Annotated in this window: 22 protein-coding genes; 18 read left to right on the top strand and 4 right to left on the bottom strand. The window is 60.8% G+C overall.

The window, feature by feature from the left end; genetic code table 11:
• The 12 genes from HLUSI_RS0103030 to HLUSI_RS0102970 all read left to right on the top strand — a co-directional run.
• The coding region (locus HLUSI_RS0103030; RefSeq protein WP_016832568.1) for an ABC transporter permease at positions 1 to 686 on the top strand (686 nt) is incomplete at its 5' end.
• A gap of 58 nt (positions 687 to 744) precedes the next feature.
• Complete coding sequence (locus HLUSI_RS0103025; RefSeq protein WP_040503095.1) at positions 745 to 1842, top strand: zinc-binding dehydrogenase; 1098 nt, start codon at positions 745 to 747, stop codon at positions 1840 to 1842.
• 153 nt (positions 1843 to 1995) lie between these two features.
• Entirely contained in the window at positions 1996 to 2733 is a 738-nt protein-coding gene (locus HLUSI_RS0103020; RefSeq protein WP_029363057.1) for an SDR family oxidoreductase, read from the top strand.
• A 149-nt stretch (positions 2734 to 2882) separates the two neighbouring features.
• A complete protein-coding gene (locus HLUSI_RS0103015) occupies positions 2883 to 4886 on the top strand; it encodes a UvrD-helicase domain-containing protein (RefSeq protein WP_016832565.1) in 2004 nt (667 codons plus the stop codon).
• Between the two features lie 211 nt (positions 4887 to 5097).
• Complete coding sequence (locus HLUSI_RS0103010) at positions 5098 to 5871, top strand: sulfite exporter TauE/SafE family protein (protein ID WP_016832564.1); 774 nt, start codon at positions 5098 to 5100, stop codon at positions 5869 to 5871.
• Positions 5872 to 6123: 252 nt separating this feature from the next.
• Positions 6124 to 8061, top strand: coding sequence for a tRNA uridine-5-carboxymethylaminomethyl(34) synthesis enzyme MnmG (gene mnmG / locus HLUSI_RS0103000; RefSeq protein ID WP_029363056.1), 1938 nt, complete (start codon positions 6124 to 6126; stop codon positions 8059 to 8061).
• Positions 8062 to 8066: 5 nt separating this feature from the next.
• Positions 8067 to 8735, top strand: a complete 669-nt coding sequence (rsmG, locus tag HLUSI_RS0102995; protein ID WP_016832561.1) for a 16S rRNA (guanine(527)-N(7))-methyltransferase RsmG — start codon at positions 8067 to 8069, stop codon at positions 8733 to 8735.
• Positions 8736 to 9293 (top strand): lipocalin family protein, encoded by a 558-nt coding sequence (locus HLUSI_RS0102990; protein ID WP_016832560.1) that lies wholly within the window; start codon positions 8736 to 8738, stop codon positions 9291 to 9293.
• Positions 9294 to 9322: 29 nt separating this feature from the next.
• Positions 9323 to 9955 carry a leucine efflux protein LeuE gene (gene leuE, locus HLUSI_RS0102985; protein WP_016832559.1) on the top strand — a complete coding sequence of 211 codons (633 nt, stop codon included), beginning with the start codon at positions 9323 to 9325 and terminating at the stop codon, positions 9953 to 9955.
• 59 nt (positions 9956 to 10014) lie between these two features.
• Entirely contained in the window at positions 10015 to 10785 is a 771-nt protein-coding gene (locus HLUSI_RS0102980) for a ParA family protein (protein WP_016832558.1), read from the top strand.
• Between the two features lie 71 nt (positions 10786 to 10856).
• Positions 10857 to 11756: a ParB/RepB/Spo0J family partition protein gene (locus tag HLUSI_RS0102975; protein WP_016832557.1), complete on the top strand. Its 900-nt coding sequence runs from the start codon at positions 10857 to 10859 to the stop codon at positions 11754 to 11756.
• 62 nt (positions 11757 to 11818) lie between these two features.
• Positions 11819 to 12223, top strand: a complete 405-nt coding sequence (locus tag HLUSI_RS0102970) for a tautomerase family protein (RefSeq protein ID WP_016832556.1) — start codon at positions 11819 to 11821, stop codon at positions 12221 to 12223.
• A gap of 16 nt (positions 12224 to 12239) precedes the next feature.
• Here the strand turns inward: HLUSI_RS0102970 and HLUSI_RS0102965 are convergent, their stop codons facing one another.
• Positions 12240 to 13223: a GlxA family transcriptional regulator gene (locus tag HLUSI_RS0102965; protein ID WP_040503096.1), complete on the bottom strand. Its 984-nt coding sequence runs from the start codon at positions 13221 to 13223 to the stop codon at positions 12240 to 12242.
• Between the two features lie 136 nt (positions 13224 to 13359).
• Complete coding sequence (locus tag HLUSI_RS0102960) at positions 13360 to 15201, bottom strand: ABC transporter ATP-binding protein (protein ID WP_016832554.1); 1842 nt, start codon at positions 15199 to 15201, stop codon at positions 13360 to 13362.
• A 269-nt stretch (positions 15202 to 15470) separates the two neighbouring features.
• Here HLUSI_RS0102960 and HLUSI_RS0102955 point away from each other — a divergent pair, with 269 nt between their 5' ends.
• The 3 genes from HLUSI_RS0102955 (at position 15471) to HLUSI_RS0102945 (ending at position 18646) form a co-directional block, all read left to right on the top strand.
• Complete coding sequence (locus tag HLUSI_RS0102955) at positions 15471 to 17225, top strand: ABC transporter ATP-binding protein/permease (RefSeq protein ID WP_016832553.1); 1755 nt, start codon at positions 15471 to 15473, stop codon at positions 17223 to 17225.
• A gap of 138 nt (positions 17226 to 17363) precedes the next feature.
• Positions 17364 to 18215 carry a D-amino acid aminotransferase gene (locus tag HLUSI_RS0102950; protein ID WP_016832552.1) on the top strand — a complete coding sequence of 284 codons (852 nt, stop codon included), beginning with the start codon at positions 17364 to 17366 and terminating at the stop codon, positions 18213 to 18215.
• Between the two features lie 155 nt (positions 18216 to 18370).
• Complete coding sequence (locus tag HLUSI_RS0102945; protein ID WP_016832551.1) at positions 18371 to 18646, top strand: HP0495 family protein; 276 nt, start codon at positions 18371 to 18373, stop codon at positions 18644 to 18646.
• A 92-nt stretch (positions 18647 to 18738) separates the two neighbouring features.
• Here HLUSI_RS0102945 and HLUSI_RS0102940 read toward each other — a convergent pair whose 3' ends face one another.
• Complete coding sequence (locus tag HLUSI_RS0102940) at positions 18739 to 20280, bottom strand: methyl-accepting chemotaxis protein (RefSeq protein ID WP_016832550.1); 1542 nt, start codon at positions 20278 to 20280, stop codon at positions 18739 to 18741.
• A gap of 327 nt (positions 20281 to 20607) precedes the next feature.
• The gene (gene gcvA, locus HLUSI_RS0102935; RefSeq protein WP_016832549.1) at positions 20608 to 21528 is read right to left on the bottom strand and encodes a transcriptional regulator GcvA; all 921 of its coding nucleotides are present in this window, start codon (positions 21526 to 21528) and stop codon (positions 20608 to 20610) included.
• Positions 21529 to 21687: 159 nt separating this feature from the next.
• On the opposite strand from gcvA, the gene HLUSI_RS0102930 reads away from it, so the two are divergent.
• The 3 genes from HLUSI_RS0102930 (at position 21688) to lipA (ending at position 23819) form a co-directional block, all read left to right on the top strand.
• Positions 21688 to 22041 carry a DUF2917 domain-containing protein gene (locus tag HLUSI_RS0102930; RefSeq protein ID WP_016832548.1) on the top strand — a complete coding sequence of 118 codons (354 nt, stop codon included), beginning with the start codon at positions 21688 to 21690 and terminating at the stop codon, positions 22039 to 22041.
• An 81-nt stretch (positions 22042 to 22122) separates the two neighbouring features.
• Positions 22123 to 22824 carry a lipoyl(octanoyl) transferase LipB gene (gene lipB / locus HLUSI_RS0102925; protein WP_016832547.1) on the top strand — a complete coding sequence of 234 codons (702 nt, stop codon included), beginning with the start codon at positions 22123 to 22125 and terminating at the stop codon, positions 22822 to 22824.
• Between the two features lie 20 nt (positions 22825 to 22844).
• Positions 22845 to 23819, top strand: coding sequence for a lipoyl synthase (gene lipA, locus HLUSI_RS0102920; protein WP_016832546.1), 975 nt, complete (start codon positions 22845 to 22847; stop codon positions 23817 to 23819).
• Positions 23820 to 24196: the final 377 nt, after the last annotated feature.

Raw genomic sequence — 24196 nt, 5'->3', positions numbered from 1 at the left:
AATGGCCGCCGGCGCTGGCGATACCGATCGGTTTTGCCGTTGGTATCGCCATCGGCCTGATGAACGGTTTTTGCATTGCCTATGCCGGAATGCCGCCGATCATCGTGACGCTGGCGACCATGGGTATCGCGCGCGGGATTGCGCTGGTGGCGACCGGCGGCTATCCGATCGACGGTTTGCCCGACTGGTTCGAGTTCTTCGGTCGCGGCGACGTATTCGGTTTGCAGGCGCCAATCCTGATCATGCTGTTGGTGTTCGCCGCCATGTATGTGGTGCTCGACCACACGCCATTCGGGCGCTACGTCTACGCTCTCGGCGGCAATGAAGAAGCGGCGCGCCTGAGTGGCGTGCGGGTAGCGCGTTACAAGTTGCTTGTCTACGCCATCAGCGGGCTGTGCGCGTCGATCGCCGGACTGGTGCTGACGTCTCGCCTGATGAGCGGTCAGCCGAATGCGGGCGTGTCGTTCGAACTCGATGCGATCGCCGCTGTGGTGATCGGCGGCACATCGATCAGCGGCGGGCGCGGCTCCGTCATCGGCACGCTGATCGGAGCGATGCTGCTGGGCGTGCTGAACAACGGCCTGAACATGATCGGCGTCTCTCCGTATGTGCAGAACATCATCAAGGGCGTGATCATCCTGCTTGCCATTTATATCAGCCGGGAACGCAGCAAGCGGCTGAGCTGATTGCATCCGCCCTCGTTCATTCTTTTCTATCTCTCTTAATCATCCCTCAGGAGAAAACATGCAGTATTCAGCAGTGGATATGAAGGCCGTCGTTTGCCACGGCCCCAAGGATTATCGTTTGCAAACCATTCGTTGTCCGCAGGCGGGGCGCAATGAGCTGGTGATCCGGATCGGCGCGTGCGGCATTTGCGCCAGCGATTGCAAGTGCCATTCCGGGGCGGCGATGTTCTGGGGCGGCGACGGTCAGGATTCCTGGGTCAAGCCGCCGGTGGTGGCGGGCCATGAATTTTTCGGCTACGTCGCCGAGTTGGGCGAGGGCGCCGCCGAGCACTTTGGCGTGCAGCAGGGCGATCGCGTGATCGCTGAACAGATCGTGCCTTGCGAAGCATGCCTGTTCTGCAAGACGGGCAAGTACTGGATGTGTGAAGTCCACAACATCTTCGGCTTCCAGCGCGAAGTCGCCGACGGTGGCATGGCGGAATACATGCGCTTGCCGTCGAACGCGGTGGTGCACAAGATCCCGATGGACATGCCGTTGGAAGACGCGGCAATCATCGAACCGTTGTCCTGCGCGATTCATACCGTCAATCGCGGCGACATTCAGCTCGACGATGTGGTGGTGATCGCCGGAGCGGGGCCGCTGGGACTGATGATGACCCAAGTGGCGAAACTGAAGACGCCGAGAAAACTGGTGGTCGTCGATCTGGTGCCGGAACGCCTGGCGCTGGCGCGCGAATTCGGCGCCGATGTGGTCATCGATCCGGCCAGGGAAGACGCCTTGGCGGTGATCAAGGGATTGACCGGCGGTTATGGCTGCGACGTCTATATCGAGACCACCGGCGTACCGGCAGGCGTAACCCAAGGGCTGCAACTGATCCGCCGCCTGGGGCGCTTCGTGGAGTTCAGCGTATTCGGGAAGGAAACCAGCGCGGACTGGTCCATCATCGGGGATCGCAAGGAGCTCGATGTGCGTGGCGCGCATCTCGGACCTTATTGCTACCCCGTAGCGATTGATCTGCTGGCACGCGGGCTGGTGACGTCAAAGGGGATCGTCACTCACAGCTTCCCGCTGGAAAAGTGGGAAGAGGCTTTCGCCTTGGCGAATTCGGTGGCGTCGATCAAGGTGCTGCTCAAGCCGGCCGTCAACGATCGCTAGGGTGGGCGCAGCTGCGCTTGAGAACGATGCCGGATATCGCAGCCAGCCGGCGCTACCGGCATACTTTTGCGCAATAGCGCGGGCTATATCCAAGTCTGAAATCAGCGATGCATCAATTGCATGCGTGCTGATCATTTGCCATTTCCTTAAGGAATAATCATGCTCTTTGATGTCGCAAAAAGAAAATATATTGTCACCGGCGCCACCAGTGGCATTGGCGAAGTCACGGCAAGACTGTTGCGGTCATGCGGCGCTGCTGTTGTTGCGGTAGGTCGGCAAAAAGACAAACTGGCGTTGCTGAGGGAGGAAATCGCCTGTGAAACGCTGGCGCTGGACATCGCCGATGATGGGGCTATGGCAGTGGCGTTGCAGGATGTCCGAGGTATCGACGGCCTGGTCAATTGCTCCGGCATATCGGTGCTGGAAAATTCGCTGGCATTGACCTCAGAAAATTTCGATCGGGTGATGCAGGTCAATGCACGCGGCACAGCCATGATGTCGCGGCATGTCGCGGCAACCATGATCAGGGAAGGGCGCAGCGGTAGTATCGTCAATGTTTCCAGCCAGGCGGCCCTGATTGCGTTGGATGATCATCTCGCCTATTGCGCATCGAAGGCGGCGATGGATGCCATTACGCGCGTCATGTGTGCAGAGCTCGGTCCGCACGGAATCCGCGTCAACAGTGTCAATCCTACGGTGACGCTGACACCGATGGCATTGCAGGCCTGGGCCGATCCTGAAAAAAGGCGGCGGATTCTGGAAGCCATTCCTTTGCGGAAGTTCGCTGCCCCCGAAGATGTGGCTGCGCCCATTCTGTTCCTGTTGAGCGATGCTGCGGCGATGATCAGTGGCGTGAGCTTGCCGATCGATGGGGGTTACACTTCGCAATAAGCCGGAGGCGTTCATCGACGGCAAGAAGGCAATCACGGCCGCTGCACAGTTCTGACTGTCCGGCGGCAGTTTTCATTTGACGCCGGCCGGTTTGCTTGTACAGTGTCGCCACGCGCAATGATGCAAACAAGCGTATCCCGGAGAATTGAATGGCAGTGCCGCAGACCGACGAGCAGATCGAGATTTTGAAGTGTCACGCCCAGATTGTCATGATCGAGGCGGTTGCCGGCTCGGGCAAGACCACCACGCTGGCGATGCTGGTGAAGCAGGCGCTGACGAGAGGGCTGGGTGCGCATCAGATTCAATGCCTGTGTTTTTCGGAAGGGGCAAACAAGCGCTTCCGCGAAAAGCTGTACGAGGAAGGCGTCACCAGACCGGTGCCGTTGAATACGGTGGAAGCGTACGCGCGCGAGTGCCTGGCGCAGCTGGGCGAAGCGCTGACGCTGGAAAAGACTCGCTACTATGCTTCGGATGAAGAGCTGCGCCCGCATCTGGTCGCAGCTGCCAATAGCGTGTTGGCGCGCTATGAAGGAAGAGCAGGGCGAACCGACAACGGCTTCGATTTTTCCTTCGAAAAGAACAGCGCCAACGCCGAGGAAATGTTCTCGCTGCTGTACCGTTTCAAGGCGAGTCTGGCCTCGCATCGATTCCATGACGAAGAGCTGGATTATGACGATCTGGATCAGCTGGCGACGCAGTTCGGCACCCAGATTGAAGCCGTTGAAATCGGCATCGCCTATGAGCGGCAGCGGCAGACCTATCCCGGTGAGTACAAATGGCGCAGCGCCGCCGATCTGGTGCCGGACCTGGTTGAGTTGTTGAGCAATCATCCGTCCGCGTTGGAAATCCTGCCGATCAAGGGTCTGTATCTGATCGACGAATGGCACGACATCAATGCGGCGGAATTTCGCTTGCTGCAGTTATTGCTGCGAGGAAATAAACTGGTCGCAGTGGGAGATCGTTATCAAATCATCAACTCGACGCGCGGCGCGGATATCGTCTACTCCACGGCAGGTTTTGAGATGGCGTTCCCGAATGCGCAGTACCTGCCGCTCGGGAAATCCTATCGCTTTGGGGCCTCGCTCTCCAAGTTGGCGCAGCGTCTGACGGCGCGTAAGTGCGCCTCGCATGAAGATCTGTACACCGAAATCAAGCGGCTGACTTACGACCCGACCTTGTCCGGAAATTGCGCCGCGAAAGTGACCCAGCAGGTGCAAGCCCTGGTGAAGGCGCGGGCCGATACGCGTTACTCCGACATCGCCATCATCGTGCGCGAGCCGGACCAGACCATCGAGATCGAGAACCTGCTGCTCGATCAGAACATCCCGTACTACTGCGACGATATCGAGTCCTACCTCCACCGTCCCGAGATCCTGATGCTGCGCGGTCTGTTGCATATGGCGAGCAACACGTTCGCGACGTTGCAAGGCGACAAGGAAAGCATCAAGCGCATGGTCATGGGATTCTCCTTGTATCTGCCGGTAGGGGAGTCGTCCGAAGACTGGGAGCGCGGCTACTTCGCCGAAGGCAGCTGGTTCGAGGAAGCGCAACGGATGATTGCGGAGCAGCCGAACGCGCTCAAGGATTTTTTCGAAGCGGTACTGTGCAAACCGCGGGATGTCGACGACGACATGACGCTGCGGTGGAAGCAGCGCTTCACAGAGGTCGTGGAAGAAATGCAAAAGCTGAACCAGGAGAGCAGCGCCGCGGAGTTGCTCAACTTTGCCAATCGCCATCTGTCGCTGGTCGACGCCACCAGCCGGGCCTTCATCAATCGCAGCCGCGCGACGTCGGCGGCCAAGTCGATCCAGACCTTCATCGCCTTTGCGACGCGTCATCCGGAAATGAATGCGGCCGACTTCCTCGCCGAGTTGCACCGTCGCCAACAAAAGGTCAGCAAGAATCGGAACGCCATTCAGTCGCGCCGGCAATTGACGTTGACGACCATCCAGGCAGCGAAAGGGCGGCAGTGGCCGCATGTGCTGGTGCCTTATCTGCAGCAGCATGAGTTTCCCCGGTTGCGGGATATCGCGGAAGAGGTACGCCATTTTTATGTCGCCATGACGCGGGCCATCTCCAGCCTGTCCTTGTTTGAACCCGACGACGAACATGCCGGGCAGCGCAGCGTCTTGATGGATCGCGTGCGCAAGTAATGTCTCCCGCTGGGTATGCTGTCGGCTACCTCATAGGAGTGGAGAAGCGCGGGCCGCAGGAGTAAAATGCTTGTCGCTCTGACAGTGCTGCCGACGCGTTTCGCGGCGATAGTCGGGGCCGAGCCGACAAGTAGTTCCCCACCTCCCGTTTAGCGAAAGCCTCCGATGTCGTTGTTTTCCCCGCGCTGTATGTCCACGCAGGCAGGTCTCCATGCCTGATCTCTTTTCCAATTATGTGATTCTCTGTATAGGTGCATTCGTCGCCGGCCTGGTGGATGCGGTGGTCGGCGGCGGTGGCTTGGTGCTGATTCCTACCCTGTTCTCGGTCTTTCCCAACGTCGCGCCGGCGACCCTGCTCGGCACCAACAAGGTGGCTGGCGTCATGGGCACCAGCGCGGCCGCGATCAATTTCGCCCGCAAGGTCCGCATCCATTGGGCGGCGGCGGCGCCTGCGGCATTGGCGGCATTTGCATTGTCTTTCTCCGGGGCCTATCTGGTTACCCATGTGCCAACCGATATGATGCGGAAAGCCCTGCCGTTTATATTGCTGGCGGTGGCGATCTATACCTTGAAGAAGAAGGATTTCGGCCAGCATCATGCACCGTTGTTGTCTGGAGGCAAGGAAAGACTCTACGCCATTCTGGTTGGCGCCGGTGTGGGCTTTTATGACGGTTTGTTCGGACCGGGTACCGGGAGCTTCTTTGTGTTCCTTTTCGTACGGATCTTTGGCTATGACTTCCTCCGGGCCTCGGCGGTATCCAAGGTCGTGAATATCGCGACCAATCTGGCGGCATTGGTCTGGTTTTCGTACAGCGGCCACGTGATCTGGCAACTGGGTTTGCTGATGGCCGTCTTCAATATCGGGGGCTCTTTGGTTGGTACACGCCTGGCGATGAAGCACGGCAGCAGCTTTGTCCGCAAACTTTTCCTGTTCGTGGTGAGTGCGCTGATTTTGAAGACTGGCTACGATGCATTTTTAAAATGACAAGCGCATAGATTTCAGCGATTGTTTCACGTGGAACAATCGCTGGAAGATATCGACGTAGTGAGAAAGGGGAGCCGGGGCTTCCCTTTTTATTTGACCGCCACCGATGGGGTCTTGCCCATCTCCACCTTCAAACTGTTTCACGTGAAACAAAAGCGTGACTAAAACGGGAATAACTGGGGTAGGGCCTGATACCCATCCGAAAAAGACTTTATAATCTCGCCTCTGTTCACCGTCTCCACGAGGCGCATTATGCTATTTCCCACACACTTTGATGTCATTGTCGTCGGCGGCGGTCACGCCGGAACTGAAGCTGCTTTGGCATCCGCCCGCATGGGTCAAACGACTTTGCTGTTGACCCATAACATCGAGACCCTCGGTCAGATGTCCTGCAATCCTTCCATCGGCGGGATTGGCAAGGGCCACCTGGTCAAGGAAGTTGACGCCATGGGCGGGGCGATGGCGATCGCGACGGACGAAGCGGGCATCCAATTCCGCATCCTGAATTCCTCCAAAGGCCCGGCCGTACGCGCCACGCGCGCCCAGGCTGATCGCATCCTGTACAAGCAGGCGATCCGTTCGCGCCTGGAAAATCAACCCAATCTGTGGTTGTTCCAGCAGGCGGTGGACGACCTGATGGTTGAAGGCGACCGCGTGATCGGCGCCGTAACCCAGGCCGGGATCAAGTTTGCGGGCAGGGCGGTGGTGCTGACAGCCGGCACTTTCCTCGACGGGAAGATCCACGTGGGTCTCAACAACTACTCCGGTGGCCGTGCCGGCGATCCGCCAGCGGTGTCGCTGTCGGCCCGGCTGAAGGAATTGAAGCTGCCGCAAGGCCGCCTGAAAACCGGTACGCCGCCACGCATCGACGGTCGCAGCATCGACTTTTCAGTGCTGGAAGAGCAGCCCGGCGACCTTGATCCGATCCCGGTGTTCTCGGTCATGGGCAATGTCGGCATGCATCCGCAGCAGATGCCTTGCTGGATTACCCATACCAATACCCAGACCCACGACATCATTCGCGCCGGTCTCGACCGCAGTCCGATGTACACCGGCGTGATCGAAGGCGTCGGCCCGCGCTATTGCCCGTCGATTGAAGACAAGATCCACCGCTTCGCCGGCAAGGATTCGCACCAGATCTACCTCGAGCCGGAAGGCCTGACAACCAACGAGTTCTACCCCAACGGCATCTCCACCAGCCTGCCGTTCGACGTCCAGCTGGCGCTGGTGCGCTCGATGCGCGGCATGGAAAACGCCCACATCCTGCGTCCGGGCTACGCCATCGAGTACGATTACTTCGATCCGCGCGGCCTCAAGTCGTCGTTGGAAACCCGACAAATTCAGGGGCTGTTCTTCGCCGGCCAAATCAACGGCACCACCGGTTACGAAGAAGCGGCAGCCCAAGGCATGCTGGCCGGCCTCAACGCCGCACTGCAAACACAGGGCCGCGACTCCTGGACACCGCGCCGCGATGAGGCTTATCTCGGCGTATTGGTCGACGACCTGATTACCCAAGGCGTGCTGGAGCCTTACCGCATGTTCACCAGCCGCGCCGAGTATCGCCTGAGCCTGCGCGAAGACAACGCCGACCTGCGCCTGACCGAAATCGGTCGCCAGCTTGGTTGCGTCGGCGACGCCCAATGGGAAATGTTCGAGAAAAAGCGCGAAGCCGTTGCACGTGAAATGGAGCGCCTGAAATCCACCTGGGTCAACCCACGCATCCTCGCCGAGGCTGAAGCCGAACGCGTGCTGGGCAAGGCCATTGACCACGAATACAGCCTGTTCGATCTGCTGCGCCGCCCGAACGTGACTTACGACAGCCTGATGACGCTGGCCGGCGCCGATGGCCAGGCGCTGGCGGGCCCGGGTGTGAGCGATGATCCGGTGCGCGAACAGATCGAGATCCAGATCAAGTACGCCGGCTACATCGACCGCCAGGCCAAGGAAATCGGCCGCCAGGAACACAATGAAAGCCTGAAGCTGCCGGCCGACCTCGACTACATGGAAGTGCAGGCGCTGTCGATCGAAGTGCGCCAGAAGCTCAACAAGCACAAGCCGGAAACCCTGGGCCAGGCGTCGCGTATTTCCGGCGTGACGCCGGCAGCCTTGTCCCTGCTGCTGGTCCACCTGAAAAAAGGCGGCCTGAAGAACGTCGCGGAAGCATCCGCCAACCACAACGAAGCGGCCTGAGCATCTTGAACACCACGACCACCACGACTACCGACTTGCAATTGGCCGACACCCTCACCGCTGGCGCCGAAGCCCTCGGCCTGACGCTGAGCGCCGGCCAGCACAAGAAGCTGCTGGCTTACCTGACCCTGATGGCCAAGTGGAATCGCACCTACAACCTGACCGCGCTGCGCGATCCGGCGCAAATGATGACGCATCATTTGCTCGATTCGCTGGCCGCGGTACCGGCCTTTGCACAAGCCGACAATGTGCTCGACGTCGGCGCCGGCGGCGGTCTGCCGGGCATCGTGCTGGCGATCTGGGCAGCCGAGGCGCGTCCTGGCATGAAGGTGTCGATGGTCGACACCGTACATAAGAAGACCGCGTTCCTCACGCAAGCCAAGGCCGAGTTGCAACTGAGCAATGTTTCGGTTCATACGGCGCGCGTCGAACAGTTGCAAGTTGGGCAACTGTTCGACGTCATTACCTCGCGCGCCTTTGCGGAACTCAACGATTTCATCAACTGGTCGAATCATCTGCTGCAACCCGGCGGTCGCTACATCGCCATGAAGGGCGTGATGCCGCAGGAAGAAATCGCGCGCCTGCCGGACGGATGGAAAGTGGAAAAGACCCAGGCCCTGCAGGTGCCTGGACTGGATGCGGAACGTCATCTGATCTTTATCGAAAGGTCTTGAATGTCTTATTTGCCTATCACTCGCGCACTCTCGAGCCTTGCCGTCGCCGCTGCATTCTTGTCGGCCACCGTACCGGTGCAGGCGCAGGAAGTCGTCACCGTACCCTCGGTCGACCTGAAACGCTACGTCGGCAAATGGTATGAAATCGCGCGCTTCCCCAACAGCTTCCAGAAGAAATGCATCGCCAACGCGACCGCTGAATATCGCGCGCGCAGCGACGGCGACATCGACGTCACCAACCGCTGCAAGGTCGAGGGCGGCGTGCTCGACCAGGCCGACGGTCTGGCGCGCGTCATCGACGGCAGCCGCAATGCGAAGATGCAGGTACGCTTTGCGCCGCCTTGGCTGGCATGGTTCCCGCTGGTGTGGGGCGACTATTGGATAATCGACCTGGACGCCGACTACTCGATCGCGACCGTCGGCACGCCGTCGCGCGACTATCTGTGGATCCTGGCGCGCAAGCCGGCGCTGTCGACCGCGGAATATGAAGCCGCCGTCAACAACGCCACCAAGCAAGGTTTCGACACGTCGAAGCTGGTCAAGACGCTGCAAGAATAACCCCCCGACCGACATTCCAAGGAGACGCCATGCAAGCACTGTTTCACATGATCGGCATTACCGATGTCTGGCAACTGATTGCCGCGACGGTGGTGTTCCTGATGCTGCCGGGCCCCGGTACTTTCTGCGTGCTGACCTGCTCGGCCAAGCACGGCTTGCGCGGCGGCTTTGCCGCGATCGCCGGCCTGATGCTGGGCGACATCGTGCTGATGTTCCTCGCGGCGATCGGCGTGGCGGCGCTGCTGCACGCCAATCCTCTGCTGTTCAAGGGCATGCAGTACGTGGGTGCGGCCTATCTCGCCTACCTCGGCGCGCGCTTGCTGTTTGCGAAGGAAGAGGGCGGATCTTCGGTGGTGCCGTTTTCGAACATGGCGGATTTCCGTCGCGGCTTTTTCGTGACGCTGATGAATCCGAAAGCCATCGTGTTCTACATGGCTTTCTTCCCGCTGTTCATCGATCCGGCCACGCAACAGGGCGCCGTCACATTCCTGACCATGGGCGCCGTGATTTGCACCTGCACGCTGATCTATGGCAGTCTGCTGGTCCTGGCCGGGAACGCCGCCGCGAAACGGCTGGCGCGCAACCGCAAGATCGCCACGCTGGCCTCGCGCGCGGCCGGCGTTTTCCTGATTGGCTTCGGCATCAAGCTGGGCACGCACTAAGCTGCATCGACGACCAACGATTCACTGTAATCCCGACGGAACACTAACTAGAAGAACCTATGGCTAAAATCTTTTGCGTTGCGAATCAAAAAGGCGGTGTCGGCAAGACCACCACAGCAGTCAATCTCGCCGCAGGCCTGGCACAGCACAACCAGCGCGTGCTGCTCGTCGATCTCGATCCGCAGGGCAATGCCACCATGGGCTCCGGCATCAACAAGGCCGAGCTGCAAGGCTCGATCTACGAAGTGCTGCTCGGCATGGCCGACATCAAGAGCGTGCGCAAGCGTTCCGAAAGCGGCAATTTCGACGTGCTGCCGGCCAACCGTGAACTGGCCGGCGCCGAAGTCGAAATGGTCGAACTCGAGAACCGCGAAAAGCGCCTCAAGGATGCCTTCGCCGCCGTCGCCGACGACTACGATTTCATCCTCATCGATTGCCCGCCGGCGTTGTCCCTGCTCACGCTCAACGGCTTGTGCTCGGCGCACGGCGTGGTGATCCCGATGCAGTGCGAATACTATGCGCTCGAAGGCCTGTCCGACCTCGTCAACACCATCAAGAAAGTGCATGCGAAGCTCAACCCCGATCTCAAGATCATCGGCTTGCTGCGCGTGATGTTCGATCCGCGCATGACGCTGTCGCAACAGGTGTCCGACCAGCTCGAGCAGCATTTCGGCGACAAGGTATTCAAGACGGTTATTCCGCGCAACGTGCGTCTGGCCGAAGCGCCGTCGTACGGCATGCCGGGTGTGAACTTCGATGCGGCGTCGAAGGGCGCGCAAGCGTACATCGCTTTCGGCGCCGAGATGGTCGAACGGATCAAGACGCTGTAAGCGAAGTAAACACGGTAAATGTACTAAACGATATAAACAATTTCAGCAATTCAGAAACAGGCAGGTAAAAGATGGCAACCAAAAAATCAAAAGGCCTCGGCCGCGGTCTCGACGCACTGCTCGGCGGATCTTCCGACATGACCGAAGACGAACCGGTCGTCGCGGGTTCGCCGTCGGTCATGGCGGTGACGGAGCTGCAGGCCGGCAAGTACCAGCCGCGCAGCCGCATGGACGAAGGCGCGCTCAACGAGCTGGCCGCCTCGATCAAGGAACAGGGCTTGCTGCAACCGATCCTGATCCGCGCCATCGGCCAGAAGAACGGCAAGGACATCTACGAAATCATCGCCGGCGAACGCCGCTTCCGCGCCGCCAAGATCGCCGGCCTGACCGAAGTGCCGGTGCTGGTGAAGAACGTCGACGACCAGACCACCGCCGCGATGGCGCTGATCGAAAACATGCAGCGCGAGGATCTCAATCCATTGGAAGAAGCGCAGGGCATCCATCGCCTGATCACCGATTTCAACTTCACGCATGAACAGGCCGCGGTTGCAGTCGGCCGTTCGCGCAGCGCCGTGTCGAACCTGCTGCGTCTGCTGAACCTGGCCAAGCCGGTACAGACCATGCTGATGGCCGGCGATATCGACATGGGTCACGCACGCGCGTTGCTGGCGGTGGATTCGGCGACGCAGATCACGCTGGCGAACCAGATCGTCGCCAAGCGCATGTCGGTGCGCGAAGCCGAGAAGCTGGTCACCCGCGCCTCCGCCGAGCAGGCCGCCAAGCCGCGCGAAGGAAAGGAAAAATCCCGCGACATCGCCCGCCTGGAAGAAGAACTGTCCGACCTCCTGGCGACGCAAGTATCGATCAAGACCGGCGCCAAGAATCGCGGCCAGCTGATCATCAACTTCTCCGACCTCGATGCGCTCGACGGCGTGATTGCACGCCTGCGCGGCGAGGCGGTCGAGCAGTAAACTGCACGCTTCGGCGGTTGCAAACGCACACGCAAATGCAGCCGCAATGAAAGGGACGCGCCATGCCTTACCTGCAACTCGACGTCAACGACAGCTACCCGGCGGAGCAAAAAAAGCAGCTCGCCACGCGCATGGCGCAAACCTATGCCGACATGATGAGCGTGGATGTCCGCCGCATCAGCATCGTCATCCGCGAGTGCGGCGCAGGCAGTGTGTGGCGCACGGTTGATGGCGGCGAAGTGGAACCGGTCTCGGTGCTGATGTGCGACATCCGCCGCGGCCGCACGCCCGAGTTGCGCATGGAAGTCGCCAAGGCCTTGTGCCGCGATTGCATCGACGTTCTGGGCTTGCGTGAAGACCGGCTCAACGTCGAATTCACCCAGCACAGCGGCGACGAAATGTACCACCCGACCTTGGGCGGCTACAGTCCCGAATGGACCGCCGGCGAAGCCGCGCCGGATAGCTGATTAGCGGATTAGCGGATTACAGCGCTGATCGCCTCGCATCGGCACCCGCCGAAAAATTATCCCGGTACTGTTGCGCACTGATGCCGAGCCGGCGCTGGAATACCACGCGCATGTGGCTGGCGTCGCGGAAACCGCAGCGATAAGCGACCGTTTTCAATGGCGCCGCCGAGCTCTCCAACATCACGCGCGCCGCATCGACGCGCGCACCCTCGATGAATTCCGCCGGCGTCATGCGTGCATCGCGTGCGAACACGCGCGCGAAGTTGCGCGGGCTGCTCGACACCACCTTGGCCAGCACGTCGACGCTGAGCTTTTCCTGCAGATGCTCGCGCACGTAATGCTGCACCTGGCCGACCAATGAGGTTTCTTCCGCATACGGCGTGAGGTAGGGGCTGAACTGCGATTGTCCGCCGCTGCGCTGCATGAACACCACCAGCCGCTTGGCGACGTTGAGGGCGACTTCCTGGCCGGCGTCTTCAGCCAGCAGCGCCAGCGACAGATCGATGCCGGCAGTCACGCCCGCCGACGTCACCAGCTTGCCGTCGCGCAGATAGATGCGATCGGCGTCGACTTCAACCTCGGGAAAATCACGCGCCAACGCAGCAGCGTCATTCCAATGTGTGGTCACGCGTTTGCCATTGAGCAGCCCGGCATGCGCCAGTAAAAATGCGCCGTTGCAGATCGAGCCGTGGCGGCCGGCGCGTTGCGCGGCTTCGGCCAGCCAGTCGCTCAGCAGGGCGTCGCGCTCCTGCTGCGGCAAGCCGGGACCGCCGGCGGCGAGCAGCAGGTCGTAGTTTTCACGCGCCGCGCTGTAATGCAGGTGCGGCACGATTTGCATGCCGTTGGAACAGACGACAGGAGCGTGGGTGCTTCCTACTACGCTGAGATGATAGTGCTGTTGCGGCAACAGGAAACGGTTGGCCTCGGCGAAAACATCGAGCGGGCCCGAGACGTCGAGCGCCTGGACTCCGGGAAACACCAGCAGGGCGACAGTAGGCATGGCAGCAATCGGCAATGGAAACGATAGACGGCATGATAGCGCCATCCGGATCGCAGCCTCGGCGCATTTCCGATCTCCTGCATCGGGGGCGCGGTCACCCTGTGAAGCATGGCCGTGCAGCGAGCGACCGCTGCGCTTAAATTTCCTCGCCGAGGAAACCGCCGCTCTGATGCGACCACAGGCGCGCATACAAACCGTTATGCGCCAGCAGTTCCTGGTGGCTGCCTTGCTCGACGATGCGACCCTGGTCGAGCACGATCAGGCGGTCCATCGCCGCGATGGTCGACAGGCGGTGGGCGATGGCGACCACGGTCTTGCCTTCCATGAGGCGATACAGGCTTTCCTGGATTGCCGCTTCCACTTCCGAATCGAGCGCACTGGTGGCTTCGTCCAGCAACAGGATCGGTGCGTCTTTCAACATCACGCGCGCAATCGCGATGCGCTGGCGCTGGCCGCCGGACAGCTTCACGCCGCGCTCGCCGACGTGGGCGTTGTAGCCGCGGCGGCCATGTGCATCGGCCAGGTTGCCGATGAAGTCGTGCGCTTCGGCGCGGCGTGCGGCGGCGATCATGTCGTCGTCGCCGGCATCGGGACGGCCGTACAGGATGTTGTCGCGCACCGAGCGATGCAGCAGCGAGGTGTCTTGCGTGACCATGCCGACTTGCGCGCGCAGGCTGTCCTGCGTGACGTGCGCGATGTCCTGGCCGTCGATCAGCACACGGCCTTGTTCGACGTCATAGAAGCGCAGCAGCAGATTGACGATGGTCGACTTGCCGGCGCCGGAACGACCCACCAGGCCGATCTTTTCACCGGGGCGGATGTTCAGGTTGAGCTTGTCGATCACCTGGCGCGCATCCGGTCCGGTGGCGCCGTAGGCGAAGCTGACATTCTCGAAGACCAGCTCGCCGCGCTTGACGGCCAGCGGTTGCGCATCCGGCAAATCCTTCACGTCATGCGCGCGCGACAGCGTGTTGATGCCGTCCTGCACGGTGCCGACGTGTTCGAACAGCGCCGCCATTTCCCACATCACCCAGTGCGCGATGCCATTCAGGCGCAGCGCCATTGCGGTGGCTGCAGCGACCGCGCCGATGCCGAGCTGGCCTTGGGTCCATAGCCACAAGGCCACGCCGGCGGTCGACAGGATCAGCACCATGTTGAGCGAGTGATTGACGATTTCAAAGCCGCTCACCAGGCGCATCTGGCGATTCACCGTGACCAGGAAATCCTGCATCGCGCTGCGCGCATAACCGGCTTCGCGACCGGCGTGCGAGAACAGTTTGACGGTGGCGATGTTGGTATAGGCATCGGTGATGCGTCCGGTCATCAGCGAGCGCGCATCGGCCTGGTTGCGCGCCACCTTCGACAGGCGCGGCACGAAGTAGCGCAGCGCTGCCATGTACAGCACCAGCCAGCCGAAGAAGGGCAGCAGCATCCACATGTCGAAACCGCCGACCACCGCCGCCATGGTGACGAAATAGATCATCACGAACACCAGGATGTCGCCCATGATCATGCACACGTCGCGCACCGCGAGCGCGGTCTGCATCACCTTGGCGGCGACGCGGCCGGCGAATTCGTCCTGATAGAAACTCATGCTCTGGTTGAGCATCAGGCGATGGAATTTCCAGCGCAGCATCATCGGGAAAGCGCCCGCCAGCGTCTGGTGCTTGAAGAAGGTCTGCAGCGCGATCAGCAGCGGACTGCCGGCCAGCACTACGGCCAGCCACATCAGGCTGCTGCGTTCCTGCGTCCACAACTGCGACGGCGCGATATGGCTGAGCCAGTCGACGATGCGGCCCATCATCGCGAACAGCAGCGCTTCGAACGCGCCGATGACCGCCGTCAACGTGGTCATCGCCACGATGTAGCGGCGCAGGCCCTTGGTACAGGCCCAGATGAAGGCGGTGAAGCCGCGCGGCGGCGGCTTGATGACGTTGTCGGGGTAGGGGTGAACCAGTTTTTCAAACCATGCAAGCATGCAATCTCCAGAGTATCGCCAGATCGTGAGCACGTTCGGCACCGAGGTGTGCATGACACAACTCATGTGGTGGAATCGGTGCGGCGAAGAACAGAGATTCTAACCCGTTCACCAAAACAGGGCGGGTAGCTTGCTGAAGCCTGACGAACGCAGCCGGCATGCCTCGATTGCACGCGTGGTTGCACTTGGTTGCATTTATTCCGCAACCGAAAACCGCCGGATTGCTTATCATCGCGGATGATCCCGTATCGAACTCCTCCGGAAAATCCATGACAGCCAACAAGAAAAACGCCGACGCAACCTCTTTCAACCGCCGCGCCGTCTGGCGTCTCGTCAAACCATACTGGATCTCGGAAGAACGCTGGAAGGCGTGGAGTCTGCTGGCGCTGATCATCGCGCTGGTGCTGGTCATGGTCTACATCAACGTACTCCTCACCGACTGGAATCGCACCATGTACGATTCCCTGCAGAACAAGGACTACACCGCCTTCAAGAGTCTGCTGTGGCAATTCAGCTACCTGGCCTTTGCCTACATCGTGGTCGCCACCGCGCGCATCTACCTGACGCAATCGCTGCAGATCCGCTGGCGCACCTGGATGACCGACAAGTACATGGGAAGGTGGCTGGAGCATCACGCCTACTACCGCATGGAGCAGGGCCGTATCGCCGACAATCCCGACCAGCGGATCGCGGAAGATTTGCGCTCGCTGACCTCGAACACCATCAGCCTGGTGCTCGGGTTCATCTCCAGCCTGGTGACGCTGGTGTCCTTCGTCGGCATCCTGTGGGCCATCAGCGGCCCGCTGTCGTTCGCCTTCATGCAGTACGACTGGGTGATCCCGGGCTACATGGTGTGGTTCGCCATCGCCTATGCCGGCGTCGGCTCGTGGATCATCTGGTGGATCGGCAAGCCGCTGGTGGTGCAGAGCTACAACCAGGAACGCTTCGAGGCGAACTATCGTTTCGGCCTGATCCGGATTCGCGAACATGCCGAAGCCATCGCCTTGTATCGCGGCGAGCGGCGCGAACGCGACGAACTCAACCTGCGCTTCGAAGACATCCGCCGGAACTGGTGGGACATCATGCGCACCACCAAGAGCCTCAATATCGCGAGCAATTTCTATGGCCAGTTCGCGATCATCTTCCCGATGCTGGTGGCGGCGCCGCGCTATTTTTCCGGCGCCATGTCGCTGGGCGTGCTGATGCAGCTCAGCAGCGCCTTCGGCCAGGTGCAGGATGCGTTATCGTGGTTCATCAATGCCTTCACCACACTGGCCGACTGGAAGGCCAGCATCAACCGTCTGGCCGGTTTCAACCTCGCGGTGGAACAGGCGCAGAAGCAACCCGCCAGCATCTCGGTGGCACGCAACAACGTCGGCGCCATTTTGCTCGACAAGCTCGACCTCGCGCTACCCGACGGCCGTACGCTGATCGGCAGCGTCAATAGCGCGATTCATCCGGGCGAACGCATCCTGGTCAGCGGGCCTTCCGGCTGCGGCAAGTCGACGTTGTTCCGCGCCATCGCCGGCATCTGGCCGTATGGCGGCGGCGACATCCAGATTCCGCACAAGGCGAAGCTGATGTTCGTGCCGCAATCGAGTTATCTGCCGATCGGCACGCTGCGCTCGGTGCTGGCTTATCCGGCCGACGAAAGCGCTTATACCGACCTGGCGATCTGCCACTATCTCGAACTGTGCCGCCTGCCGCATCTCAAGGACCAGCTCGATGTCTACAACAACTGGGGCAATCGCCTGTCGCCGGGCGAGCAACAGCGGCTGGCGTTTGCACGCGTGTTCCTGACGCGGCCGGAAGTCGTTTTCCTCGACGAAGCCAGCAGCGCCATGGATGGCGAGACCGAAGAAGCCTTGTACGCATTGTTGCAGCAGGAATTGCCCGCCGCCGCCGTGGTCAGCATCGCGCATCGCGAAACAGTGGCGCGCTATCACCAGCAGCGCTGGCATTTCTCCAACCGCGACAATGTTCCCGGCGACAGCGTCAGCCGTCTCAGCATCCAGCCGCTTTGACAACTGGAGGGTATCGGGCGACGCCGATGAGCGGCATCGCCCGATGCCGACTTTGCATAACGGCCTGCACGGGTCTGTGCAAGAATGTCTCTATTCCGCAATCCCTGTCTCTTTGAACTTCCACCACAAGACCAAGCCATGAACGATCCCATCGTGTACCTCAACGGCGACATGACGCCACTCTCCGAAGCTCGCATCCCCGTGCTCGACCGCGGCTTCATCTTCGGCGACGGCGTCTATGAAGTGATCCCGATGTATGGCCGCAAGCCGTTCCGCGGCACGCATCACATCGCGCGCCTGTTCCGCAGCCTCGGCACCATCGGTATTACCAATCCGCATAACGAAGCCGAATGGCTGGCGTTGATCGGGCGCGTGGTGCAGGCCAACGATCTCAACGACCAGATCGTCTACATCCAGGTCACGCGCGGCGTTGCCAAGCGCGGCCATGCGTTTCCCAAGGATCCGGTCACGCCGACGGTATTCATGATGACCAGCCCGCTGGCGGTGCCATCGGCCGAAGTGCGCGCCAAGGGCGTGGCCTGTGTCACGCTGGAAGACAAGCGCTGGCTCAATTGCCAGATCAAGTCGACCTCGCTGCTGGGCAATGTGCTGGCGGCGCAATACGCGGCCGAGCATGAAGTTACCGAAGCGATCCAGTTCCGCGACGGTTTCCTCAGCGAAGCCTCGTCGTCCAACGTCTGGATCGTCAAGGACGGCAAACTCTCGGCGCCGCCCAAGGACAACCTGATCCTCGAAGGCATCCGTTACGGCCTGATCGAAGAGCTGTGCAAGTCGCAGGGCATCGTGTTCGAAGCGCGCCGCATCACGCGCGAAGAAGTCTTCGGCGCCGATGAAGTGCTGCTGTCGTCGGCCACCAAGGAAGTCCTGCCGGTGGTCGCCATCGACGATCAGCGCGTCGGCGACGGCAAGCCCGGTCCGGTGTTCGGCAAGCTGTACGCGGCGTATCAGGCCGCCAAGGCGGCGCTCTGAAGCTGGCCGTATCCTGAGCAAACGCATGTCTTGTCGCGCGGCAAGACATGCGCAGGCGGGCGGCGAGTGGCGTAAAATACGCAGATCGCCACAGAAGTTTTCAAAATACCGCCATGTCATTACCTAACGATCCCGTTGATCCCGCCGCGCCTGCGATGCCCGTCATTCCTCCGGAAGAATCGCTGATTGAATATCCCAGCGATTTCCCCATCAAAGTCGTCGGCATCATGCACGACGAACTCACCGATACCATCGTCAACATGGTGATCGAACATGACCCGACTTTCCACGCCGGCAAGGTCGAAACACGGCCCTCGACACAAGGCAAATACCTGTCGCTGACGGTCACCGTGCGCGCCACCAGCCGCGAGCAACTCGACAATCTCTATCGCGCGCTGTCGTCGCACGAGATGGTCAAGTTCGTGCTGTAACCAACGATTTTTGCCTCTCATCGGGCGTAAAAAAACCGGTTCGTTCTCGCAAGAGGCGAACCGGTTTTTATTTGACGCGACGCCGCCGCGCGCTAACGATCCAGCTTGAACACGCTGACCACTTTCGCCAGGCGTCCAGCCTGATCCTGCAGCGATTGTGCGGCGGCGGCCGCCTGCTCGACCAGTGCGGCGTTCTGCTGGGTCGACTCATCCATCTGCGTGATGGCCTGTCCGACTTCGCCGATACCGGCACTTTGCTCCTGGCTGGCCGAACTGATTTCACCGACGATGTCGGTCACGCGCTTGACGCTGGCGACCACCTCGTCCATGGTTGCACCGGCCTGCTGCACCAGCTTGCTGCCGACGTCGACCTTGGACACCGAGTCGTCGATCAGCGTCTTGATTTCCTTCGCCGCCGCCGACGAGCGTTGCGCCAGGCTGCGCACTTCGCTCGCCACCACCGCGAAGCCGCGGCCTTGTTCGCCGGCGCGCGCGGCTTCCACCGCCGCGTTCAGCGCAAGGATGTTGGTCTGGAAAGCGATGCCGTCGATGACGCTGATGATGTCGACGATCTTGCGCGACGATTCATTGATCGAACCCATCGTGTCGACCACCTGGCTGACGACCGCGCCGCCCTGGATCGCGACTTCCGATGCGGATACTGCCAGCTGGTTGGCCTGGCGTGCATTGTCGGCGTTCTGTTTCACGGTCGAGGTCAGTTCTTCCATCGCCGAGGCGGTTTCTTCCAGCGAGCCGGCCTGTTGTTCGGTGCGGCTCGACAGGTCGAGGTTGCCGCTGGCGATTTCACTCGACGCCGTGCTGATGGTGTCGGTGCCGACGCGCACCTGGCTGACGATATTGAGCAGGTTGTCGTTCATGGTCTTGAGCGCGGTGAGCAACTGGCCGGTCTCATCCTTGCCGCCGGCCACGATGTCCGAGCTCAGGTCGCCCGCCGCCACCGTCTCGGCTATGCCCACTGCTTGCGTGAGCGGGCGCGTGATGCTGATCGTCAACAGCCAGGCAAGCGTGCCGCCCAGCACCAGCTCGACGATGCCGAGAATGAGCAGCATGTTGCGGCTGGACGAATAGTCGTTGGCGATCGCGGCGGCCGAGGTGGTGATTTCCTGACGCTGCATGTCGCGGAATTTGGCGACTGCTTCTGTGTAGGAGGCATACAAGGGCATGAATTTTTCTGCGGTCATCTTCTTGACCTCGTCCATGTTGCCGGTTTTTTTGAGCTTGAAGACATCGTTGCGAACCGCCTGGTAGGTATCGCGCACCTTGTTGATCTCGGCCAGCTGTGCAACCTCTTGCGGCGATGTGTTGACCTCTTCGATCTTCTTGCGCATTGGCGCAATGCGGGCCGACTCGGCGGCAATCTGCGCCGTGAAGTATTGCTGCGCATCGGGATCTTCCGTCTTGATCACGGCCAGCGTGCGAATGCCGCTCTCGCGGATCACCGCCAGCCATTCGACCGCGTTGCGCTCGTTGGTGACCGAGTCGGAGGTGATCGCCACCACGGCGGAATTGATTTGGTGCAAGCGCCAGACGCTGATGCCGAGCATCACGACCATGAGCATGAGGATGACGACAAAACCGATGCCGAGGCGTGTGCCGATTTTAAGATTTTTCATAAGTGACTCCTGGCGAAAATAATATTCAACGCGACTTCAGACGAGTCCGGCCGGCAAGACGGCGGCAATGCTCAGGTAAGCTCAAGCGAGCAGTAAGCGAGCAGTAAGCGCGCAGACAAGATCGGACTTCGTCTGCGCGGGCGATGCGCATACGTTGCGGATAGCAACTCCATGCAGCAATGTGGGGAGGGGATTTCATCGGCATCCGCGGTCGGCGGATACCTGTCGGCAACTGTTCATATCGTTCGCCGCTCCATACCTGCACGATAGGGCATCCGGCGTTTTCCAAGCAGTCGAACAGAGAGGTTTTCGGGCGGTATTTGCCGGTTACGGACCGGGCCAGCGTTCATTCGATTTGAACAGTGCGATTTCTTCCTGCAGCCAGGTGCGGAAATGCCCGACCTGCGGCTTGCCCAGCGTTTCCGCATGGCACACAAAATAGTAGGCGCGCTCGCTTTTCCAGGCGATGTCGAACAGGCGCACCAGTTCGCCGGCGGCGATTTCCTGGGAGGCGATGGCATGCCGCGTCAACGCCACGCCGGCGCCCTCGGCCGCCGCGCGCAAGGTCAGCGACGAATCCTGCGTCACCAGGCCGCCGGCCGGATCCTGCAGATCCAGCCCAGCCAGCTTGAACCACGGCAACCAGGATTCCTGCAAGCCGTCCATGCGCAACAGCACGCAGTCGCGCAATTGCTGCGGCGACGACGGCAGGCGACCCTGGCGATAGTGGGGGCTGGCTACCGGATAGTAGAAATCTTCCATGATCAATTCAGCTTTCAGGCCGGGATAATTTCCCAGCCCGAAGCGCACGCCGACGTCGATGCCGTCGCGCGCTAAGTCGTTGAGATGGCTGCTCGATTGCAGGATGACTTCGATGTCCGGATAGCGGTCAATGAACTTCCACAGCCGCGGCGCCAGCCAGCGCGACGCGAAGGAGGGCGGCGACGAGACGACCAGGCGTTGCCGGCCGCCCTGTTCCTGCAGCATTTCGGCGGCGGCGGCGATTTCGGTCAAGGCATTGCGGATGGTGGCGGCGAAACGCAGGCCGGCTTCGGTGATGGCGATGCGTTTGCCGTTGCGGGTGAACAACGGCAGACCCAGTTCCTCTTCCAGCGCGCGGATCTGGTGGCTGATCGCACCTGGCGTGACGTGGATTTCTTCGGCCGCGCGCGAAAAGCTGTCGTGGCGCGCAGCGGCCTCGAAGGCGCGCAATGCAGCGAGATTGGGCAATTTACGAAAGTCGGCCATGGCATGTGAGTAAAACTATCAAGAGATGCCAATATATATCGTTTTGGTTTGCCTGTGGTGCTGACTAAAATGGCTTCACGGATCGCACAAAAGTGCGCGTACGCCGGGACAGCAGGGTATGTTGCCCAAGCTTTCCCGGCACAACCGAGAGAGGCCATCATGCAAAATATATTCACTAAGAAAAACATCCGCCTACAAGCCGGCGACCTCATGTCGCTGCAGGTCACGCGTCCGCTCTGCCTGCAAGTCGACAGTGGCCGCGTCTGGATCACGGTCGAAGGCGGGCGCACCGATTACTGGCTGGCCGGCGGCCAGAGCCTGGGCATTCCCGGCCAAGGCCTGGTGGTGATCGAGTCGGTCAAGACGACCAGCAAGCTGCAAGTCGGACTGTGCCGCCGCCATTGGCTGATGCGGCTGGCCGACGGAATGCGGACGCTGGCCCGGCGCTTGCGCGGTCGCCGGACGGTGTCGCCCGTCGCGGCCGGAACGGCAAGCAATTGCGGGCAATCTTAAGTTTCTTCGAGGCATCTCAGTCGACCTTGCACCCGGTGCACCTCGGCGCAATCCGGCGATTTTCGTTACACTTGCGGGCATATGCATACCGCACCACAAGCTCCACCGGCCCTCCTGGCTGCCTCGACGCCGACGGCGCCGCAAGTCGTCCGGCGCGGCGTTGAAGACTACCAGGTCAGTTTCGACGCCATGCGCGCGTACACCGACAGCCGCACCGCAGACTCCCCCGACCAGCTCTGGATTGTCGAACACCCGCCGGTGTTCACGCTCGGCCTGGGCGCCGACATCGCCCACGTGCTCAATCCCCATGCCATTCCCGTGGTCCAGACCGATCGCGGCGGCGAAGTCACTTACCACGGCCCCGGCCAGGTGGTGGTCTACCTGCTCATGGACCTGCGCCGCAACCATCCCGGCGCGCGCCTGTTCGCCCGCGAATTCGTGCAAAAGATCGAACAGGCGGTGATCGACACGCTGGCGGCGTATAATCTCGCTGGCGAGCGCAAGCAGGGCGCGCCCGGCATCTACGTCAGCGCAGGGCCGTGGCAAGGCGCCAAGATTGCCGCGCTGGGCTTGAAAATCCGCGCCAACGGTTGCACCTATCATGGCGTATCGCTCAACGTGGCGATGGACCTGGCGCCGTTTTCCTGGATCAACCCCTGCGGCTACGAAGGCCTCGCCACCGTCGACATGCAGACACTGAACGTCGACGCCCCGCTGAGCGACGTGCAGACGCTGCTTGCCGACAAACTCGTTGCGCATTTTGCTATGGCGCCATCGCCTTGATGGCAAAAGAAATCACTACTATGACTACCGAAATCACTCCAGCCGCGCCGACGCTGCGCAATGCCACCGACAAGCAAAAGGGCGCCGGCAAGACGGCCTGGATCCCGATCAAGATCATGCCGGCGGAAAAGCTCAAGAAGCCCGACTGGATTCGCGTCAAGGCCGGCTCGCCGACCACCCGCTTCTACGAAATCAAGGACATCCTGCGCGCCAACAATCTGGTGACGGTGTGCGAAGAAGCGTCCTGCCCCAACATCGGCGAATGCTTCGGCAAGGGCACCGCGACCTTCATGATCATGGGCGACAAGTGCACCCGCCGCTGCCCGTTCTGCGACGTCGGCCACGGGCGTCCCGATCCGCTCGACCCGAATGAACCGGAAAACCTGGCCCGCACCATCGCCCAGCTCAAGCTGAGCTATGTCGTCATCACCAGCGTCGACCGCGACGACCTGCGCGACGGCGGCGCCGGCCACTTCGCCGCCTGCATCCAGCGCGTGCGTGAACTGTCGCCCGAGACCCGTATCGAAATCCTGACCCCGGACTTCCGCGGCCGCATGGATCGCGCGCTGGAAATCCTCAAGATGGCGCCGCCGGACGTCATGAACCATAACCTCGAAACCGCACCGCGCCTCTACAAGGAAGCACGTCCCGGTTCCGATTACGAATATTCATTGAATCTGCTCAAGCGCTTCAAGGACCTGCACCCGAACACCCCGACCAAGTCCGGCATCATGGTCGGCCTCGGCGAGACCGACGAAGAAGTCCTGCAAGTCATGCGCGACATGCGCGCCCACAACGTCGACATGCTGACCATCGGCCAATACCTGATGCCCAGCGGCGACCATTTGCCGGTGCGCCGCTACGTGCATCCCGACACCTTCAAGATGTATGAAGAAGAAGCCTACAAGATGGGCTTCGTGCACGCCGCCGTCGGCGCCATGGTGCGCTCGAGCTACCATGCGGATCAACAGGCGCACGGCCTGGTTGGTTTGTGAATTCCAACGGCAACGATAAACGCAACTGAACAATGATCGTCGCTACTCTACAAAGATAGATGCAACCGTAGAGAGCGACGATGCAGTCACTGCCTGAACTCTCCAATCTCACGCCCGGATAACCGGGTGTGGCGATTCTCCGACCAGGCCGCGCTTCCGAAGCCTTCCGCCACCGCTCACCAGCAACCAGTCTCCAATTACCGATGGTGCATCCCGGTACAGTCAGTACCGAATGAGACACGCAATTGCATGATTCCTGTGCAGGAAAAACAAAAATAATATATGATAGTCATCATGCAAAATAAGCCAGCCAAAACCGCAACCAGGAAACGTAAGGAAATCTCGCACGATCGTATCGTGGAGGTGGCGGCGCGCGC

This window comes from Herbaspirillum lusitanum P6-12, assembly GCF_000256565.1.
Classification (GTDB): domain Bacteria; phylum Pseudomonadota; class Gammaproteobacteria; order Burkholderiales; family Burkholderiaceae_D; genus Herbaspirillum; species Herbaspirillum lusitanum.
The sequence above is the reverse complement of the archived record's forward strand: the minus strand, read 5'-3'. Positions and strand labels throughout refer to the sequence as shown.

What these genes read in the sequence shown, in the direction of transcription:
- HLUSI_RS0102960 (WP_016832554.1), bottom strand. Translation starts at nt 15,201, where the DNA reads ATGCTTGCATGGTTTGAAAAACTGGTTCACCCCTACCCCGACAACGTC.
- mnmG (WP_029363056.1), top strand. Translation starts at nt 6,124, where the DNA reads ATGCTATTTCCCACACACTTTGATGTCATTGTCGTCGGCGGCGGTCAC.
- HLUSI_RS0102970 (WP_016832556.1), top strand. Translation starts at nt 11,819, where the DNA reads ATGCCTTACCTGCAACTCGACGTCAACGACAGCTACCCGGCGGAGCAA.
- HLUSI_RS0102940 (WP_016832550.1), bottom strand. Translation starts at nt 20,280, where the DNA reads ATGAAAAATCTTAAAATCGGCACACGCCTCGGCATCGGTTTTGTCGTC.
- HLUSI_RS0102955 (WP_016832553.1), top strand. Translation starts at nt 15,471, where the DNA reads ATGACAGCCAACAAGAAAAACGCCGACGCAACCTCTTTCAACCGCCGC.
- HLUSI_RS0102980 (WP_016832558.1), top strand. Translation starts at nt 10,015, where the DNA reads ATGGCTAAAATCTTTTGCGTTGCGAATCAAAAAGGCGGTGTCGGCAAG.
- HLUSI_RS0102990 (WP_016832560.1), top strand. Translation starts at nt 8,736, where the DNA reads ATGTCTTATTTGCCTATCACTCGCGCACTCTCGAGCCTTGCCGTCGCC.
- HLUSI_RS0102950 (WP_016832552.1), top strand. Translation starts at nt 17,364, where the DNA reads ATGAACGATCCCATCGTGTACCTCAACGGCGACATGACGCCACTCTCC.
- lipA (WP_016832546.1), top strand. Translation starts at nt 22,845, where the DNA reads ATGACTACCGAAATCACTCCAGCCGCGCCGACGCTGCGCAATGCCACC.
- HLUSI_RS0102975 (WP_016832557.1), top strand. Translation starts at nt 10,857, where the DNA reads ATGGCAACCAAAAAATCAAAAGGCCTCGGCCGCGGTCTCGACGCACTG.
- lipB (WP_016832547.1), top strand. Translation starts at nt 22,123, where the DNA reads ATGCATACCGCACCACAAGCTCCACCGGCCCTCCTGGCTGCCTCGACG.
- HLUSI_RS0102945 (WP_016832551.1), top strand. Translation starts at nt 18,371, where the DNA reads ATGCCCGTCATTCCTCCGGAAGAATCGCTGATTGAATATCCCAGCGAT.
- HLUSI_RS0102930 (WP_016832548.1), top strand. Translation starts at nt 21,688, where the DNA reads ATGCAAAATATATTCACTAAGAAAAACATCCGCCTACAAGCCGGCGAC.
- leuE (WP_016832559.1), top strand. Translation starts at nt 9,323, where the DNA reads ATGCAAGCACTGTTTCACATGATCGGCATTACCGATGTCTGGCAACTG.
- HLUSI_RS0103025 (WP_040503095.1), top strand. Translation starts at nt 745, where the DNA reads ATGCAGTATTCAGCAGTGGATATGAAGGCCGTCGTTTGCCACGGCCCC.
- HLUSI_RS0103010 (WP_016832564.1), top strand. Translation starts at nt 5,098, where the DNA reads ATGCCTGATCTCTTTTCCAATTATGTGATTCTCTGTATAGGTGCATTC.
- HLUSI_RS0102965 (WP_040503096.1), bottom strand. Translation starts at nt 13,223, where the DNA reads ATGCCTACTGTCGCCCTGCTGGTGTTTCCCGGAGTCCAGGCGCTCGAC.
- HLUSI_RS0103015 (WP_016832565.1), top strand. Translation starts at nt 2,883, where the DNA reads ATGGCAGTGCCGCAGACCGACGAGCAGATCGAGATTTTGAAGTGTCAC.
- gcvA (WP_016832549.1), bottom strand. Translation starts at nt 21,528, where the DNA reads ATGGCCGACTTTCGTAAATTGCCCAATCTCGCTGCATTGCGCGCCTTC.